This is a genomic window from Micromonospora sp. NPDC002717, from assembly GCF_040295705.1.
GTDB lineage: Bacteria > Actinomycetota > Actinomycetes > Mycobacteriales > Micromonosporaceae > Micromonospora.
Genome location: NZ_JBEOVW010000030.1, coordinates 18,327 through 34,978, shown reverse-complemented (window position 1 = coordinate 34,978; position 16,652 = coordinate 18,327). Strand labels below are relative to the sequence as shown.

The window sequence follows — 16,652 nt, the reverse complement described above, 5'->3', positions numbered from 1 at the left end:
CGAGCGACGCGGTGAGCGCCCCGGTGACCACGGGCGACGCCGTGAGCGCCCCGGTGACCACGGGCGACACCGTGCCGGCGGCGGGCGGCGGGGTGGCCGCCGACCCGTGGTGCGACCGGTGCGGCGAGCCGGCCGGCGCCGGTGCCCACACGGCCTGCCGGGCGGCGCGCGAGCTGGAGCCGCCGCGGTACTGCGCGCGCTGCCGCCGCCGGATGAAGGTGCAGGTGCTGCCGGTCGGCTGGGCGGCGGTCTGCGTCGAGCACGGCGAGATCCGGGGCTGAGGGGGATGCTGCGGGGCAAGGCGGTCACGCTGCGTCCGGCCACCGCGGCCGACGTGCCGGCGCTCGCCGCGATCCGCGCCACCCCGCAGGTCCGGCGCTGGTGGCGCGGCGGCGACGACCTCGCCGCGGCCGTGCGGGCCGACCTGGCCGACGACGACCTGTCGGTGTACGCGATCGAGCACGACGGCCGGGTGGTCGGCGCCATCCAGTGGTACGCCGAGGACGACCCGGACTACCGGCACGCCAGCCTGGACGTCTTCCTCGACCCGTCGGTGCACGGCCGGGGGCTCGGGCCGGACGCGATCCGCACCCTGGTCCGGCACCTGGTCGAGGCGCACGGGCACCACCGGTTCACCATCGACCCGGCGGCGGCGAACACCCCGGCCGTGCGCAGCTACGCCCGGGTCGGCTTCCGTCCCGTGGGCGTGCTGCGCCGCTACGAGCGCGGCGAGGACGGCCGCTGGCACGACGGGCTGCTGATGGACCTGCTCGCCGACGAGCTCACCGACTGACCGCCCGGCGCCGACGCCACCGCCACCACAGCACCGCCCCGGCGACCCCGCCGCCGACCACCAGCAGCACCGGCACGGCCGGCAGCAGAACGAGCGGCCGGGCCGGGAACGGACGCGGGTCGGGGGCCGTGGCGCCGAACCGGCCTGCCTCCATCAGGTGGCGCGCCACGTCCATCGCCCGCACGCCGTCGGGCGGGTCCAGCAGCACCTGGACGCGCCCGTCGGGGCGCAGCGACACCAGCTGGACGTGGCCGGTCTCCCAGTAGCCGGTGTCGTCCCAGTCGTCGGTCTCCCCCATGGTCACGCCGGGCTCCGGAACGTACCTGAGCGCGACCAGGGCGCGGCCGTTGCGCCAGCCCAGCGCGCGCAGGGCCTGCCCCTCGGCCGGGGGCAGGGCGGGGCCGCTGCCGTCCCGGCCGGTCGCCGCGTCGACGTAGCCGGTCCGCCACGTGCGGGCGGCCCGCTGGTCGGCGTCGCACCCGCTCCGGCAGCCGTCGAGACGGAAGACGGCCACCGCCGAGCCGTCGGGGGTGAACGCGCCGACCCCGGCGAGCCGCTCGTCCGGCCCCAGCTCGCGGGACCAGGCGACCGCGCCGGAGCGGTCCAGCATGGTCAGCTCGCCGCCGGCGTCGACGGCGATCCGGGTGCCGTCCGGGGAGAACGCGGCCAGCGACCCGGTACGCAGATCCCACCGGTCGCCGAGTTCGCCCCCCAACCGGCGGGCGGCGCCGGTGGCCAGGTCCAGCAGGAGCAGCCGGCTGGGGTACACCCCGTCGCCGTCCGCGTCGGCGTCGGCGTGGTAAAGCACGAGCAGGGCGTCGCCGCCCGGGGCCCAGGCGACCGGGGTGGTGCAGCAGGTGCTGTCCGCCCCGCCGGCGAAGTCCCGCCGCTCGCCGGTGGTGAGGTCGGTGACGTGGATCCACCCGTCGGCGGAACCGTCCGCGACGTACCGGCTGTCCGGAGAGAGCAGCACGTCGATCCCGGCGCTGCGCTCTGCGTCGCCGTAGAGCAGCATGCGGTACTTCCCGCCCATGCCGAGCACCGCCACCTTGCCCTCGTGGTCGATCGGGTCGATGCCACGCAGGCCGAGGTGGTCGCCGCCGCTGAACAGCAGCGACGCCCGGCCGGGCGGATCCTGCTCGACGGTCGCCTGCCACATGTACGGCAGCCCGATCCGGTGCGGCACGGCGGCGGGCACGGCGCCCGTCATCGACCGCTGCTCGACGGCGCCGAGCGTCACCGGCACGCCGAGGGCGCAGGCCAGCACCACCACCAGCGACACCAGGGCGGTACGCCGGCGCGCCCGCGACCGTAGCCGCCGTCCCGCCGTCCACGGGTCGTCGCCCAGCCGGACCGGTGGCATCCGCTCGCCCAGATCCCGCAGCACGTTCCGCAGCTCCTCGCCCATCACGCCTCCCCCGCCGTCGCGCCGACCAGCTCGGCCAGTTCGGGAGCGTGCGTACGCAGCCGCGCCAGCGCGTCCCGGGTCTGGCTCTTGACGGTGGAGACCGAGCAGCCGAGCGTCTGGGCCGTCTCCACCTCGGTGAGGTCCTCGTAGAAGCGCAGCACCAGCACGGCCCGCTGCCGGGGCGCCAGCCGGGCCAGCGCGGCCCGCACCACCAGGGCGCGGGCGACGTCGGCGCTGCCGTCCGGCAGGGCCCGCTCCGGCGGCTCGGCCCGCAGGTCCACGCCCCGCCACCGGCGCCGCCACAGCGACACGTGCTGGCTGTACATGGTGCGCCGCACGTACGGGTCGGGGTCGCCGGCCGCGCTGACACGCTCCCAGTGCCGGGCGACCCGCACCAGGGTGAGCTGGACGAGGTCCTCGGCCTGGTGGCGGTCGCCGGTCAGCAGCCACGCCGCGCGGGACAGCGCCGCGATGCGCCCCGACACGTACGCGCGGAACGACTCCTCAGGGTCCACACCCCACCTCCCGACCGGGACCACGCGCGGCGACGCCCCGACGGGTGGGTCCGGTGGGAGATTTTCTCAGCCGTCCCAGACAAGGTCCCCGCCGTCGAGCCGGCGGGCGCCGACGGCGGGCCGGTGCGGGGTGAGCCGTCCGTCGGGCATCAGGTGGACCGCCGGCACGCCGCGCCCCAGCGCGGCCACGTCGGCGATCAGCCGCCGGTGGCAGCGCCACCAGACGCTCTCGCTGCACATCACCGCCGTGGTCCGGGCCGCCGCGTCCGCGAGCACCGCGTCCAGCGCCGCCCGGAAGTCGGCGGTACGGGTGTACGCCGCGTACGCCCGGAAGGCGGCGACGGTCCACCAGCTGTCCGGCTCGGCGGTGCCGGCCGGGGTGTGCCGCCGCCCGCCGAGGCGCTGCTCCCAGCGGTAGTCGATCCCGGCCGCCGGCAGCCAGCGCGCCAGCTCCTCCCTGCGGACGTCGGGGTTGGTGCGGCTCGCGGGGAACCGCCGCACGTCCACGACGAGGGCGATCCCGGCGCCGGCGAGCAGCTCGCCCAGCCGCGTCCGGTCCGCCGCCCCGTGCCCCACCGTCACCAGCTCCACGTGGAGGGGATGCCCCGAATCCTGGACAGTTACCGTCCTCGGGAAACGGAAGCTGTCCAAGATCTGTGGGCCGGGCGGTCGGGGATCCGGCGGCGCGGGGCCGGGCGGGCGGCGATGGTGGGACGGATGTGGCCCATCCTTCCCGCCGACGAGGCCGACGCGTTCGGCTGGCTGGCGTTCGACCGGGCCGGCGTCGTCACCACCGCCCAGGCGGCCCGGCTGCTGACCGAGGGCACCGTACGCGGACACGTCCGCTCCGGGCGCTGGCGCTCGATCTGCCGGGGCGTCCTGCTCACCGGCAACGGCCGACTGCCCCGGGACCAGCAGTTGTGGGTGGCCGTGCTCGCCACGGGTCCCGGGGCCGTGCTGGCCGGCGCGACGGCTGCCGCCGAGGCGGGCGTACGCGGGCTGCGGCCCGAGCCGCTGCACGTGCTCGTGCCGGCGCACCGGCGGGCGGGCCGCACGGTGTTGTGCCGTCTGCCGATGGACATGCCGGCGGTCGTCGTGCACTGCACGTCGGTGCTGCCGGCGGCGCATCTCCAGCGCGCCCGTCCGCCGCGTACCTGCACCGCCCGGGCGCTGGTGGACGCGGCCGGCTGGGCCCGTACGGTCGATCAGGCGCAGGCGACGCTGGCGGCGGGCTGTCAGCAGCGCCGGGTCACGCCGGAGGAATTGTCGGCCGTGGTGGAGGCGCTGCCCCGAGCCCGTCGGCGGGCTTTGATCCGGCAGACCGTGGCCGACATCTCCGGCGGCGCGGAGGCGCTCTCGGAGCTCGACTTCGTCCGGCTCTGCCGCCGCCACGGCCTGCCCGCGTCCGGTCTCCAGCAGCGGCGCGCCGACGCCTCCGGGCGCACCCGGTGGCTCGACGCGTACTGGCGGGAGTGGGGGCTGCATGTGGAGATCGACGGGGCGCACCACATGGACGTCCGGCACTGGGCGGCCGACATGAAGCGCCAGAACGACGTCTGGACCTCCGGGGACCGCATCCTCCGCTTCCCGGCGTGGCTGGTCCGCGCCCGCCCCGACGAGGTCGCCGAGTCCGTCCGCCGTGCCCTCGTCGCCGCCGGCTGGCGACCCGCGAAGTAAATCTTGGACAGTTTCCGCACCTCGCGAACGGGTACTGTCCAAGATCCGCGTGACCGGCGAGTTCATGGGGACGGCGGGCCGGGGCCGCGGCCGGTGTGGGTGTCGTGTGCGAGCCCCGGCGGGCCGGGGCTCGGGGCGGTGTGGGTGCCGTGACGGGCGGCCAGGAGGGACCAATCTCGGGGTGGAGCGTCCGCGGGGCCGATCGCGTTACATCGACACGCCTGCGAAGAGTGAGGAATTCGAACGCCGAGCCGCTCATCTCGCCGCGTCGCCGCTGCTCAGGCCGATCGACCGATGTCCACGACCGTCACGCATTGTGCGATCATGTGCTGTCCCCTCGATCAACTCCAGAGGAGTCCTCATGGCACACCGTCGGCGCGTGGTGCGCGCTGCCGTTTCCACCGTCGCCACCACGGCCTGTCTCGCGCTCGCCACCCCCGCCTGGGCCAGCAGCACGGCCCCGCTCCACCCGGACCACCAGGGCTCGACGGCGGTCGCCTTCCAGCAGGAGTGCGACGACGAGCGCTTCGACGACCTCGCGGCCGGCCAGGACGGGTGGCACTTCGTGCTTCCCGGCGGCGGGAAGTCCGGGAGCTTCGAGAGCATCACCCTGACCTTCGACAACGGCACCGGCCCGGTGACCGTGAAGGTGCCGGACGCCTCCGACGCCTACCCCGACTACTTCTACTCCGCGGGCGGCCGGGTCATCCACGCCTACGTGTTCACGCCGGCCGGATGGACCCTGGTCGACGGCACCGCCACGATCAGCGGCGAGGCCGACAAGTTCAACCTGAGCCACACCTGCGCCGGCACCGCCCCGACGCAGTCGCCGTCCCCCAGCCCGTCGGTGCCGACCTCCCCGTCGCCGTCCACCTCGGTGTCGCCCTCGACGTCGGTGTCCCCGTCGGAGTCCACCTCCCCGAGCGGGTCCGTCTCGCCGTCGGAGTCGGTCTCCCCGTCGGGCTCCGTCACGCCGTCGGAGAGCACCGGCGGCAGCGGTGGCGGCAACGACGACGAGAACGAGGGCGGCCTGCCGCTGACCGGCGTGGCGACGACCAGCATCGCGCTGGGCGGCCTCGTCCTGATCGGCGGCGGCGCGCTGCTGATGCTGCGCCGCCGGCGCGACAACATCACCTTCACCAGCTGATCCCACCCAGCACCCGACCGGCCGCCGGACACCTCGTCCGGCGGCCGGTCACCGTTTCCACCCCCAGCCGTCGCACCCGCCGCCTCCCCGTGGGGCTGCTTCCGGTCTCGTCCCGGGCCGGCCGGCCGCCGCTCCGCCCGTCGGCGGCGCCAGCCGCCGCAGGCCGGCGAACCGGGCGAACGCCGCCATTCGGCGGCCCCTCGGCCGGCACCATTTCCCGGGCCGGTGGCCGGCGCGTCGATCCGCCGGAACCGCTTGCGCGTACTGACGGGCGGGCCGGTCGACGCCGCCCGGACGTTCATCACATCATCCAAGTTTGTGTATGCCCTGCCCGCGTACGACCAGCTCAGGGCCGGGGACGGCGGCCGGGAGGGCGCGCCATGGCCGGCCGGGCGCGGGCCGGGCGTTCCGGCATACGAACGTACGGTTGCCGCGCCGCTTTCCGGCGCGCGACAGTACGCGACACCAGCGGTGCCATCGACGCCGCCGCTCCCCCGGCCACACCCTGAGGAGATGCGATGGCTCTACGACTTGCCGACGGCACCGCCTGGCCCGACACCCTCGCCCGCGCGGTGGCCGCCGCGCCGGAGGCGTTCGGTGCCCCGGTCGACGGCGTCACCACGCTGCACAACCTCGTGCGCGGCGACTGGCACGCGGTGGGCACGCCCAGCCCGGTCCGCACCCCGGTCGACAACACCGTGCTGGTCAACCTGCCCCGCCTCGACGCGGAGACCGCCCGCGCGGCGGTCGCGCACGCCGCCGCCGCGCACCGCGCCTGGGCCGACACCCCGCTCGCCGAGCGCAAGGCCCGGGTCACCGACGCGTTGGACGCCCTCACCGCCCACCGCGACCTGCTCGCCCTGCTGCTGGTCTGGGAGATCGGCAAGCCGTGGCGGCTGGCCTGCGCCGACGTGGACCGGGCGCTGGACGGCGTCCGCTGGTACGTCGGCGAGATCGACCGGATGCTCGCCGACGGCCGGGAGCCGCTGCCCGGGCCGGTCAGCAACATCGCGTCGTGGAACTACCCGATGAGCGTGCTCGTGCACGCCGAGCTGGTGCAGCTGCTCGCCGGCAACGCGGTGATCGCCAAGACCCCGTCGCAGGGCGGCGCGGTCTGCCTCACCGTCGCGCACGCGCTTATGCGCCGGGCCGGGCTGCCCGCCACGCTGGTGTCCGGCGGCGGCGAGGAACTCTCCGAGGTGCTCGTCCGGGCCCCGGAGGTCGGCGCGGTGGCGTTCGTCGGCGGCCGTTCCAACGGCGGTAAGGTGGCCGCCGCGCTGCTCGACTCCGACAAGCGGCACTTCATCGAGCAGGAGGGCCTCAACGCCTGGGGCATCTGGGACTTCTCGCAGTGGGACCTGCTCGCCGGGCACCTCAAGAAGGGCTTCGAGTACGGCAAGCAGCGCTGCACCGCGTACCCGCGCTTCGTGGTCCAGCGGGACCTCGTCGACGAGTTCCTCGACATGTACCTGCCGGTGGTGCGCTCGGTCCGGTTCGGACACCCGCTCGCCGTCGGCGACGACTGGACCGCCGGGGACCCGCTGCCCGAGCTGGACTTCGGCCCGCTGATCAGCGCCGCCAAGGCCGACGAGCTGCGCCGCAAGGTCGACGAGGCGGTACGCGGCGGCGCGGTGCCGCTGCACCGGGGCAAGCTCGCCGGCGCGCCGTTCCTGGACGGGCAGGACACCTCCGCGTACGTGGCGCCGTCGGTGCTGCTGGCCCCGCCCGGCCGGTCCCGGCTGATGCACGCCGAGCCGTTCGGCCCGGTCGACACCATCGTGGTGGTGGACACCACCGACGAGCTGCTGGCCGCGATGAACGCCTCCAACGGCGCGCTGGTCGCCTCGCTGGCCTGCGACGACGAGGAGCTGGCCGGGAAGCTGGCGGTCGACCTCCAGGCGTTCAAGGTGGGCATCAACAAGCCGCGTTCCCGGGGCGACCGGGACGAGCCGTTCGGCGGCCGGGGCGCGTCCTGGAAGGGTGCCTTCGTGGGCGGCGACCTGCTGGTGCAGGCGGTGACCGTGGGCGGCGGCGGTCGCCTCTACGGCAACTTCCCCGACTACAGCAGCTACCCGACCACCTGAGGTGCGGGGAAGGGCCCCCTGTCGACGCCTGGCAGGGGGCCTTCCTGCACCGAAGGGGTCAACACGGTGCCCTTCCCGCCACGGGGGCGCCGGCGGTGAACGGGACGGTCACGGCCACCAGGCCGCCGTCCCGCTCGGTCGGGGTGGGCCGGCCGAGCCGCCGCACGGTGCGCAGCATCGGGGCGTTCTCCGCGTGGACGTGCAGCACCAGGGCCGCGTACCCGGCCTGCTCGGCGTGCCGGACCAGCCGGCGCAGCAGGGCCGAGCCGAGCCCCCGCCGCTGCCAGTCGTCGCGGACCAGCAGCGCCACCTCCGCCTCGTCGCCCTCGGCGAGCAGGTTCGCCATCGCCAGCACCGTCTCCGCCTCCCCGGCGTCGCCGCCGGCCGTGGCGAGCAGGGTCAGGCCCCGGGCCGGCTCCAGCAGCCGGCGCAGCCGGGCCGCCGAGGGCGCCGCCGCGCCGCCCAGGTAGCGGCGGTACCGGCTGCGCGCCGAGCACGCCTCGTGCAGCTCGACCACGCCCGCCAGGTCGTCGGCACCCGCCGGGCGTACGGCCGCCTCGGTCCCGTCGGGCAGGACCAGGGTGACCTGCTCGGCGGCCCGACGTGCGGCCGTGGCCGACAGCTCCAGCAGGGCCTGCGCCCGGGCGTACTCGGCCGGGGTGAAGTCCGGGGCGACGCGGCACAGGGTGAACGCGCCGCCGCCCGGGTCGGCCAGCAGCATGGTGGTGCCGGTGATCCCGGCACCGGCGCCGGCCGGCGTGGGCCGCCAGGTGACCGTGTCCGCGCCGAGCAGGGCACGCAGCGCCTCCCCGGCCGCGTCCGGGTCCCGCACGAGTCGGTTGGCCAGGCCGAGCACCCGGGTGGGCTGGTCGGCCAGCCCGCGCGCCTCGCTGCGCGCGACCCAGCAGTCCCGGCCCCGCCCCCGTTCCACGGCGGCGACGAGGTCGGCCTCGTCGAGCGCGTCCGGCGCGTCGACCAGGAAGTCGTCGACCGCGCCCCGCTCGGTGGTGTGCACCTGCACGGCGAGGATGTTGACCCCGCGCAACGCCAGGCTGGCCGTGAGCACCGACAGGTAGCCCGGCCGGTCGTCCACGGTCGCCCGGATCCGCCACAGCGTCATGGTTGCCTCCCTTCCTCGTACGACCCTCGCCGCCGGCTGTTGCGGGCCGGTTGCCCCGGGGTGACGGCCCGGATCGGCCGCCGCGACCTGCGCCACAGTGACCGCCGGGCGGGCCGGGCTCAGGGGTTCGCCACCGCCGGCGGAGCCCCGACCAGGTCGAGCCGGTCGCCGAGGATCACCGCGCCGGCCCGGACGAGCTGCGCCAGCCGGTCCACCTCGGTGGCGTGGAACGCCGCCGCGGCCGGCGTCCCGGTGCGCTCGCGGGCCACCACCAGCACCAGGCCGGCCCGGCCGAACGGCGCGACCGCGAAGTGTCCACCGTCGGGCGCGGTCATCGCCCGGGCGCGCAGCGGGGTCACCTCGGGCAGCCGCGCCGGTACGGGTGCGCGCCAGCTCGCGTAGCCGACGGTCGCCTCCCCCGTGGTGCCGGTCCGCGCGGCCCAGTCCACGGGCACCACCGCGGCCACGGCCCAGTCGGCGGCGAGCAGCCCGGGCACGGCGTCGACCAGGGTGGCCACCCCCTCGGCGGGGTTCGCCGCGACCTGGGCCAGCAGCTCGGCGTCCTGCCCGGTGGTGGTGGGCGCGCCGATCGCCCGCCACACCCCGTCCACCCGGACCCCGGGGATCGCGGCCAGGCCGGCCAGCAGCCGCTCCACCCGCGCCGCACCTGGCCAGACCACGGTGAAGTCGTCCACCGCCCGGCCGCCGAGCCGCTCCAGGACGACCACCTGGACGATGTCCGCGCTGGACACGCCCATCGTGCGCGCCACCTGGCCGAGCGTGCCCGGACGGTCCGGCAGGGTGACCCGAACGCGCAGCAACATGTCTGAACCCTCCGCTCGGCGGGCCGGCACCGCTGGCCGGCAGGCTGGGCACCAGCCTGACCCGTGGCCGTTTCGCCCCTGTTGCAGCGGCATGTCCCGAGGGTCAAATCCGACCTTGACAACCTGACGGAGCTGCCATCAACTAGTCGGATGACCGAGCCGGCCGTCGACGCGTACGGGCCGGGAAGCGGCCCCGCCCCCGCCACCTCGCCCCGAGGGCTAAATCTCGACCGGCTCGCCGGTTACCTGGCGCGGCACCGGCCCGAGCTGGCCGACGGTCCGCTGCGGGCCCGGCTGATCGCCGGCGGCAAGTCCAACCTGACCTACCTGCTGCACGCCGGCGGGCAGGAGGTCGTGCTGCGCCGCCCGCCGCTCGGGCACGTGCTGGCCACCGCGCACGACATGGCCCGCGAGCACCGGGTGATCTCCGCGCTGGCGCCGACCGACGTGCCGGTGCCGCGGGCGCTGCTGCTGTGCGAGGACCCCGAGGTGATCGGCGCGCCGTTCTACCTGATGGAGCGGGTGCGCGGCGAGGTGTTCCGCACCCGCGCCCAGACCGACCCGCTCACCGCCGGCCAGCGGCGGGAGCTGGCGATGGCGATGATGGACACCCTCGCCGCCCTGCACGCCGTCGAGCCGGCGTCGGTGGGGCTGGGCGACTTCGGCCGGCCGGAGGGCTACCTCGCCCGGCAGGTCCGCCGCTGGTCCGGCCAGCTCGACCGCTCCCGCAGCCGGCCGCTGCCCGGCATCGAGGAGCTGCGTGACCGGCTCGCCGCCACCGCGCCTGAGGGCGCCAACGCGGGCCGGATCGTGCACGGCGACTACCGGCTGGACAACCTCCTCGCCACCGTCGACCCGGTGGCCGTCCGGGCGGTGCTCGACTGGGAGATGGCCACCCTCGGCGACCCGCTGGCCGACCTCGGGCTGCTGCTGACCTACTGGGACGTGCTCGGCGGCAGCGACGCGGCGGCCGGCAACCCGGTCGCCGACGGGCTCGGCCCGCGCGCCGGCTTCCCCACCGGGTCGGAGCTGATCGAGCGGTACGCCGGGCGCGGCGACGTCGACGTCGGGCCGCTGCACTGGCACGTCGCGCTCGGCTGCTTCAAGCTCGCGGTGATCTGCGAGGGCATCCACTACCGGCACACGCTCGGGCAGACGCTCGGCGAGGGCTTCGACCGGATCGGCGACATGGTGGCACCGCTGGTCGAGCACGGGCTGACCGCCGCCGGGGAGCGGTGATGGACTTCGCGTACGACGCCCGCACGGAAGCGCTGCGGGCCGAACTGACCGACTTCCTGGAGCAGCACGTCCATCCCGCCGAGCCGGTGCACGCCGCGCAGGTCGCCGCCGCCGGTGACCCGTGGGCGCGGCCGCCGGTGCTGGCGGAGCTGAAGGCCGAGGCGCGCAGGCGCGGCCTGTGGAACCTCTTCCTCCCCGACCCGCGCCACGGCGCCGGGCTGACCAACCTCCAGTACGCCCCGCTGGCCGAGCTGACCGGGCGCAGCCCGCTCCTCGCGCCGGAGGCGGTCAACTGCGCCGCCCCGGACACGGGCAACATGGAGCTGCTCGCCGAGTTCGGCTCGCCGGAGCAGCAGGAGCGCTGGCTGTTGCCGCTGCTGGAGGGCGAGATCCGTTCGGCGTTCTGCATGACCGAGCCGGAGGTCGCCTCCTCGGACGCGACCAACATCGCCACCCGGATCACCCGGGACGGCGACCACTACGTGGTCAACGGGCGCAAGTGGTGGTCGTCGGGGGCGATGGACCCGGCCTGCGAGATCTTCGTCGTGATGGGCAAGACCGACCCGGGGGCCGACCGGCACCGCCAGCAGAGCATGATCCTGGTGCCGCGGGACACCCCCGGCGTCACGGTGCGCCGGGGCATGACCGTGTTCGGCTACAGCGACGCCCCGCACGGCGGGCACGCCGAGATCGACTTCACCGACGTCCGGGTGCCGGCGGAGAACCTGGTCGGGACGGAGGGCTCCGGCTTCGCGATCGCCCAGGCCCGGCTCGGCCCCGGCCGGATCCACCACTGCATGCGGCTGGTCGGCATGGCGGAGCGGGCCCTCGAGCTGCTCTGCCGGCGGGTCACCGAGCGGGTCGCGTTCGGCCGGCCCCTCGCCGAGCAGGGCGTCGTGCGCGAGTGGATCGCCGAGTCGCGGGTGCGCATCGAGCAGGCCCGCCTGCTGGTGCTCAAGACCGCCTGGCTGATGGACACCGTGGGCAACAAGGGCGCACACACCGAGATCCAAGCCATCAAGATCGCCACGCCGGCGATGGCCGAGTGGGTGATCGACAAGGCCATCCAGGCGTACGGCGGCGCCGGCGTCAGCCAGGACACCCCGCTGGCCGCCCTCTGGGCCCAGGCCCGCACCCTGCGCCTGGCCGACGGCCCGGACGAGGTCCACCGCGCGTCCCTCGCCAAGCGCGAACTCCGCCGCTACCCCCTCCCCTAACCCGACCCACCCCACCCCACCGCGCTCCCCACCCCTGCTCGCCTCGTTGATCATGAAGTTGTTGCCGCGACACGCGATGCCATCGCCAACAGCTTCATGATCAACGGCACGGGCCGGGGGGGTGGGATGGGAGGGGGGTGGGGGTTAGGAGGTGGCGCGTTGGATGAGGGTGGTGTTCAGGAGGAGGTGGGGGGACGGGGGCTTCTCGTCGCGGATGCGGGAGATCAGCAGGCGGGCCATCTGCCGGCCCATCTCCTCCACCGGCTGGAAGACCGTGGTCAGCGGCGGGTCGGACTGCCTGGCGATCGGGGCGTCGTCGAAGCCGACCACCGCCACGTCCTCCGGCACCCGCCGGCCCGCCTCGCGCAGCGCCCGCAGCGCGCCGAACGCCATCAGGTCGGAGGCGACGAAGACGGCGTCGAGGTCGGGGCAGACCTCCAGCAGCCGGCGCATCCCGGCCGCCCCGCTGTCCTCGCTGAAGTCCCCGTACGCGATCAGGTCGGGGTCGACCCTGCCCCCGGCGGCCTGGACCGCCTCCTTGTAGCCGGTCAGGCGGCCCAGGCCGGCGCCCATGTCCTGCGGGCCGGCGATCGTGGCGATGCGCCGCCGCCCCCGGCCGGCCAGGTGTTCCACCGCCTGGCGGGCGCCGCCGACGTTGTCCACGTCGACGTAGTACGCGGGCTGCGCGCCGGGCTGGAGCATCCCGGCCGGCCGCCCGCCCAGCACGGTGGGCAGGCCGCGCTCCTCCAGCAGGGTGGGCAGCGGGTCGGAGTCGTGCAGCGACAGCAGCAGGACCCCGTCGACATGCTGGTTGGTCAGGTGGTGCTCGACCCGCTCCCGCTCGATCGGCGACTGCACCATGGCGAGCCAGAGCTGCAACGGGGTCTCCAGCAGCCCCGAGCTGACGCCCCGGACGATGCCGGCGAAGAACGGCTCGGTGAAGACCCGGTCGCCGGACTCGGAGACGACCAGGGCGATGGAGTCGGTGCGCTGGGTGACCAGGGCGCGGGCGGCGCGGTTCGGCACGTACCCCAGCTCGGCGATGGCCTGCTGCACCGCGGCGCGCGCCTCGGGGCTCACCTGCGGTGAGCCGTTGACCACCCGGGAGACCGTCCCGCGACCGACGCCGGCACGGGCGGCGACGGCGTCGAGGGTCGGGCGCCCGAGCGACCGGGTGCGCTGCGTTGTCATCGTCTGCTCCTCCGACGGCGGGCCGGCCCCGGCCCCACCCCGGCCGGGTGGTTGCCGGGGCCGCCCGTTGCTGGCTGGCCCTCGCCTATTGTGCGGCCAGACCGTTGCGTCGGATCACCTCGGCGTACCACCTGGCGCTGGACTTGGGGATCCGGGCCTGGCTGTCGTAGTCGACGTAGACCATCCCGAACCGCTTGGTGTAGCCCCAGGCCCACTCGAAATTATCCATCAGCGACCAGGCGAAGTAGCCGCGCAGGGGAACGCCGGCCTCGATCGCCTCGTGCGCGGCGCGCAGGTGGGCGTCGAAGTACGCCACCCGGTCGACATCGTCGACCCGCCCGTCGACCACCGCGTCGACGAAGGCGGAACCGTTCTCGGTGACGTAGAGCGGCAGGTCCGTGTACTCCTCGTGGACCCGGCGCAGCGTCTCCACCAGGCCCGGGGCGTCGATCTCCCAGTCCATGTCGGTGACCGGGACGCCCCGGGTGACGAAGCGGACGTCCTCGCTGCCCGGCCAGCAGGACGGCGTCCGCCAGTACGGCTCCGGCTCGGCGCCCGCCACCGGGGCGGCGACGACGTGGCGGCTGTAGTAGTTGACGCCGACCAGGTCCAGCGGGGTGGCGATGGCCGCCAGGTCACCCTCGCGCACGTGCCCGAAGTCGGTGACCCGGGCGAGGTCGGCCATCAGGTCCGCCGGGTACGACCCGCGCAGCAGCGGGTCGAGGAAGAACCGGTTGGCCAACCCGTCGATGCGCCGCGCGGCGTCGACGTCGGCGGGCGCGTCGCTGGCCGGGGTGACCGGATAGAGGTTGACCGTCACCCCGACCTCGGCGGCCGGCCGGGCCGCGCGCAGCGCCTGCACGGCGAGGCCGTGGCCGAGCATCAGGTGGTGCCCGGCCCGGACGGCGTCCGCCCCGTCGGAGCGGCCCGGCGCGTGCGCCCCGGAGCCGTAGCCGAGGAACGCCGAGCACCACGGCTCGTTCAGCGTGGTCCAGTAGCGCACCCGGTCGCCGAGCGCGTCGGCGACGAGAGTGGCGTAGTCGGCGAACCGCGCGGCCGTGTCCCGGGCCGGCCAGCCGCCCGCGTCCTCCAGCGGCTGCGGCAGGTCCCAGTGGTAGAGGGTGAGCCAGGGCTCGATCCCGTGCGCCAGCAGCTCGTCGACGAGCCGTCGGTAGAAGTCCAACCCCTCCGCGTTGGCCGGGCCGGAGCCGCCCGGCTGCAGCCGGGGCCAGGAGACCGAGAACCGGTACGACCTCAGCCCCAGCTCGGCCATCAGCGCGACGTCCGGCCCCAGTCGGTGGTAGTGGTCGCAGGCCACGTCGCCGGTGTGCCCGGCAACCACCCGGCCGGGGGTGTGGCTGAAGGTGTCCCAGATCGACGGGGTCCGGCCGCCCTCGGCCGCCGCGCCCTCGATCTGGTACGCGGCGGTCGCCGCGCCCCAGAGGAAGCCGGGCGGGAAGGTCAGCGGCGGGCGGTCGGCGAGGACGCCGACGGCGGGCGGGGTGGCGGGGTTGCTCACGATTTGACGGCGCCTTCCATGATGCCGCCGACGATCTGGCGGCCGAACAGGACGAACACGATCACCAACGGTAGGGTGCCGACCGCCGTGGCGGCGAACACCTGCGAGTAGTCGGTGTAGTAGGCGTACGACAGGAAGGCCAGCGAGACCTGGAGGGTCGGGTTCTCCGAGGTGAGCACCGCGTACGGCCACAGGAACGAGTTCCAGGTCTCCATGAAGGTGAGCAGGCCGAGCACGGCGGCGGCCGGGCGCAGCGCGGGCAGCACGATGCTCCAGTAGATCCGGAAGGTGCTCGCCCCGTCCACCCGGCCCGCCTCGATCAGCTCGTCGGAGATGGCCTCGGTGGCGTACTGCCGCATCATGAACACGCCGAACGCGCTGACCAGGAACGGCACGGTCACCGCGTAGAGGGTGTCGAACCAGTTCAGGTCCTGGATCATGCCCCAGAGCGGGATGAGCCCGAGCTGCGTCGGGATCATCATGGTGACGATGATCGTCAGCAGCAGGGCGTTGCGGCCCCGGAAGCGCAGCTTGGCGAAGGCGAAGCCGGCCAGCGAGCCGGTGATCACCACGGACACCGTCACGACGGCGGAGACGATCACCGAGTTGAGCAGGCCGGTGAGGAAGTTGGCCGCCTCGTTGTCGAGCACCCGACCGAAGTTGTCGCCGAACGACCCGCCCGGCGTGACCGGCGGCGGGACGTCGTTGATCGAGTCCAGGCTGCGGGTGGCGATGACCACCATGTAGTAGAACGGGTAGATCGAGAACAGCGTCGCCAGGACGAGCGCGACGTAGGTCAGCGGGCTGGTGCGCCACAGGCGCCGGGAGGCCGAGTTCATCTGGGCGTTCCTCACTTCACCGTACGGCGGACGAGCAGGAAGTTGATCCCCGAGACGAGCGCGATCATCAGGAACATCGCCCAGGCGACCGCGGCACCGTAGCCGGCGGTGTTGAGGTTCTCGATGCCCAGCTCGTACATGTACATGGCCAGGGTCTGGAACTCGCGCTGGTCGCCGCCGATGATGTTGCCGTTGGCGAAGACCAGCGGCTCGGTGAAGAGCTGGAGCCCGCCGATCGTGGACAGGATCACCACGAAGACGAAGGTGGGCGTGAGCATCGGCAGGGTGATCCGCCAGAACTGCTTCCACTGGCTGGCCCCGTCGAGCGCCGCCGCCTCGTACAGGTCGCGCGGGATGGCCTGCATGCCGGCGAGCAGGATCAGGGTGTTGTAGCCGGTCCACCGCCAGTTGACCATGGAGGCGATGGCGGTCCACGAACTCCAGCGCTCGGCGTCCCAGTCGACCGGGTCGATCCCGACGAAGCCGAGCAGCCAGTTGACCACGCCGAAGTCGCGCTGGAAGAGCATGCCGAAGACGATCGCCACGGCGGCCACCGAGACCACGTTCGGCATGAAGATCGCCATCCGGAACAGCGTGCGGGCGCGCAGGAACGCGCGGTTGAGCAGGTTCGCCAGGAACAGGGCGAGCAGCAGCTGCGGGACGGTCGACAGCAGGAAGATCCCGAAGGTGTTGAGCGTGGCGTTCCAGAAGTAGTCGTCCCTGGCGAGGGCGACGTAGTTGTCGAACCCGACGAAGCTGTGGTCGCCGATCAGGTTCCAGTCGTGCAGGGACATCCAGGCGGTCCGCAGCATCGGGTAGAGCCCGAAGACGCCGAAGACCACGAAGAACGGCGCGATGTACAGGTACGGCGAGTACTTCAGGTCCAGGCGGGTCAGCGAGTGCGACCGGGAGCGGCGCCGCGACGGCGGGCGGGGTGGCGGTGCGGCGGGCGACGGCGGCGCCGTCGTGGCCGAGATGCTCATGCGGGGTCCTTTCCCGGCGTCGGCGCGGGGCGCGCGCCGACGCCCAGGCGGTGGTACGCGGAACGGGACGCCGGTGGCGTCCGGAGGCGCAACGGG

The 16,652-nt window shown here is 74.6% G+C and carries 16 protein-coding genes; 7 read left to right on the top strand and 9 right to left on the bottom strand.

The annotated features are described in order from the left end of the window. The first annotated feature begins 41 nt into the window (after positions 1–41). Both bsaP and ABT006_RS29530 read left to right on the top strand, forming a co-directional pair. Entirely contained in the window at positions 42–281 is a 240-nt protein-coding gene (gene bsaP / locus ABT006_RS29535; protein ID WP_502891040.1) for a biotin synthase auxiliary protein BsaP, read from the top strand. 5 nt (positions 282–286) lie between these two features. After that, complete coding sequence (locus tag ABT006_RS29530) at positions 287–793, top strand: GNAT family N-acetyltransferase (protein ID WP_350711675.1); 507 nt, start codon at positions 287–289, stop codon at positions 791–793. On the opposite strand, the gene ABT006_RS29525 is transcribed toward ABT006_RS29530, so the two are convergent. The 3 genes from ABT006_RS29525 to ABT006_RS29515 form a co-directional block, all read right to left on the bottom strand. Then, positions 783–2,201, bottom strand: coding sequence for a WD40 repeat domain-containing protein (locus tag ABT006_RS29525; protein WP_350711674.1), 1,419 nt, complete (start codon positions 2,199–2,201; stop codon positions 783–785). The genes ABT006_RS29530 and ABT006_RS29525 overlap by 11 nt on opposite strands. After that, the gene (locus ABT006_RS29520) at positions 2,201–2,716 is read right to left on the bottom strand and encodes a SigE family RNA polymerase sigma factor (RefSeq protein ID WP_350711672.1); all 516 of its coding nucleotides are present in this window, start codon (positions 2,714–2,716) and stop codon (positions 2,201–2,203) included. Before ABT006_RS29520 ends, ABT006_RS29525 begins: the two co-directional genes overlap by 1 nt. 66 nt (positions 2,717–2,782) lie before the next feature. Beyond that, on the bottom strand, positions 2,783–3,307 hold the full coding sequence (locus tag ABT006_RS29515) for a DUF488 domain-containing protein (RefSeq protein WP_350711671.1): 525 nt from the start codon (positions 3,305–3,307) through the stop codon (positions 2,783–2,785). A 126-nt stretch (positions 3,308–3,433) separates the two neighbouring features. Here ABT006_RS29515 and ABT006_RS29510 point away from each other — a divergent pair, with 126 nt between their 5' ends. The 3 genes from ABT006_RS29510 to ABT006_RS29500 all read left to right on the top strand — a co-directional run bounded on the left by ABT006_RS29510 (position 3,434) and on the right by ABT006_RS29500 (position 7,624). Then, entirely contained in the window at positions 3,434–4,393 is a 960-nt protein-coding gene (locus ABT006_RS29510) for a putative endonuclease domain-containing protein (protein WP_350711669.1), read from the top strand. Between the two features lie 361 nt (positions 4,394–4,754). After that, entirely contained in the window at positions 4,755–5,540 is a 786-nt protein-coding gene (locus ABT006_RS29505) for an LPXTG cell wall anchor domain-containing protein (protein WP_350711668.1), read from the top strand. Between the two features lie 518 nt (positions 5,541–6,058). After that, complete coding sequence (locus ABT006_RS29500; protein ID WP_350711666.1) at positions 6,059–7,624, top strand: aldehyde dehydrogenase family protein; 1,566 nt, start codon at positions 6,059–6,061, stop codon at positions 7,622–7,624. Positions 7,625–7,682: 58 nt separating this feature from the next. On the opposite strand, the gene ABT006_RS29495 is transcribed toward ABT006_RS29500, so the two are convergent. Both ABT006_RS29495 and ABT006_RS29490 read right to left on the bottom strand, forming a co-directional pair. Further along, complete coding sequence (locus ABT006_RS29495) at positions 7,683–8,744, bottom strand: GNAT family N-acetyltransferase (protein ID WP_350711664.1); 1,062 nt, start codon at positions 8,742–8,744, stop codon at positions 7,683–7,685. 119 nt (positions 8,745–8,863) lie between these two features. Then, positions 8,864–9,568 (bottom strand): ACT domain-containing protein, encoded by a 705-nt coding sequence (locus ABT006_RS29490; protein ID WP_350711662.1) that lies wholly within the window; start codon positions 9,566–9,568, stop codon positions 8,864–8,866. Between the two features lie 150 nt (positions 9,569–9,718). Between ABT006_RS29490 and ABT006_RS29485 the strand changes: the two genes are divergently transcribed. Both ABT006_RS29485 and ABT006_RS29480 read left to right on the top strand, forming a co-directional pair. After that, a complete protein-coding gene (locus ABT006_RS29485; RefSeq protein ID WP_350711661.1) occupies positions 9,719–10,807 on the top strand; it encodes a phosphotransferase family protein in 1,089 nt (362 codons plus the stop codon). Then, positions 10,807–12,024: an acyl-CoA dehydrogenase family protein gene (locus ABT006_RS29480; protein ID WP_350711659.1), complete on the top strand. Its 1,218-nt coding sequence runs from the start codon at positions 10,807–10,809 to the stop codon at positions 12,022–12,024. The genes ABT006_RS29485 and ABT006_RS29480 overlap by 1 nt, the downstream gene beginning before the upstream one ends. A 144-nt stretch (positions 12,025–12,168) precedes the next feature. On the opposite strand, the gene ABT006_RS29475 is transcribed toward ABT006_RS29480, so the two are convergent. The 4 genes from ABT006_RS29475 to ABT006_RS29460 all read right to left on the bottom strand — a co-directional run bounded on the left by ABT006_RS29475 (position 12,169) and on the right by ABT006_RS29460 (position 16,556). Further along, entirely contained in the window at positions 12,169–13,215 is a 1,047-nt protein-coding gene (locus ABT006_RS29475; protein WP_350711657.1) for a LacI family DNA-binding transcriptional regulator, read from the bottom strand. A gap of 85 nt (positions 13,216–13,300) precedes the next feature. Beyond that, the gene (locus ABT006_RS29470; protein WP_350711656.1) at positions 13,301–14,734 is read right to left on the bottom strand and encodes a GH1 family beta-glucosidase; all 1,434 of its coding nucleotides are present in this window, start codon (positions 14,732–14,734) and stop codon (positions 13,301–13,303) included. Next, positions 14,731–15,573 carry a carbohydrate ABC transporter permease gene (locus ABT006_RS29465; RefSeq protein ID WP_350711654.1) on the bottom strand — a complete coding sequence of 281 codons (843 nt, stop codon included), beginning with the start codon at positions 15,571–15,573 and terminating at the stop codon, positions 14,731–14,733. Before ABT006_RS29465 ends, ABT006_RS29470 begins: the two co-directional genes overlap by 4 nt. Positions 15,574–15,584: 11 nt before the next feature. Then, entirely contained in the window at positions 15,585–16,556 is a 972-nt protein-coding gene (locus tag ABT006_RS29460; protein ID WP_350711653.1) for a carbohydrate ABC transporter permease, read from the bottom strand. Between the last annotated feature and the right edge of the window lie 96 nt (positions 16,557–16,652).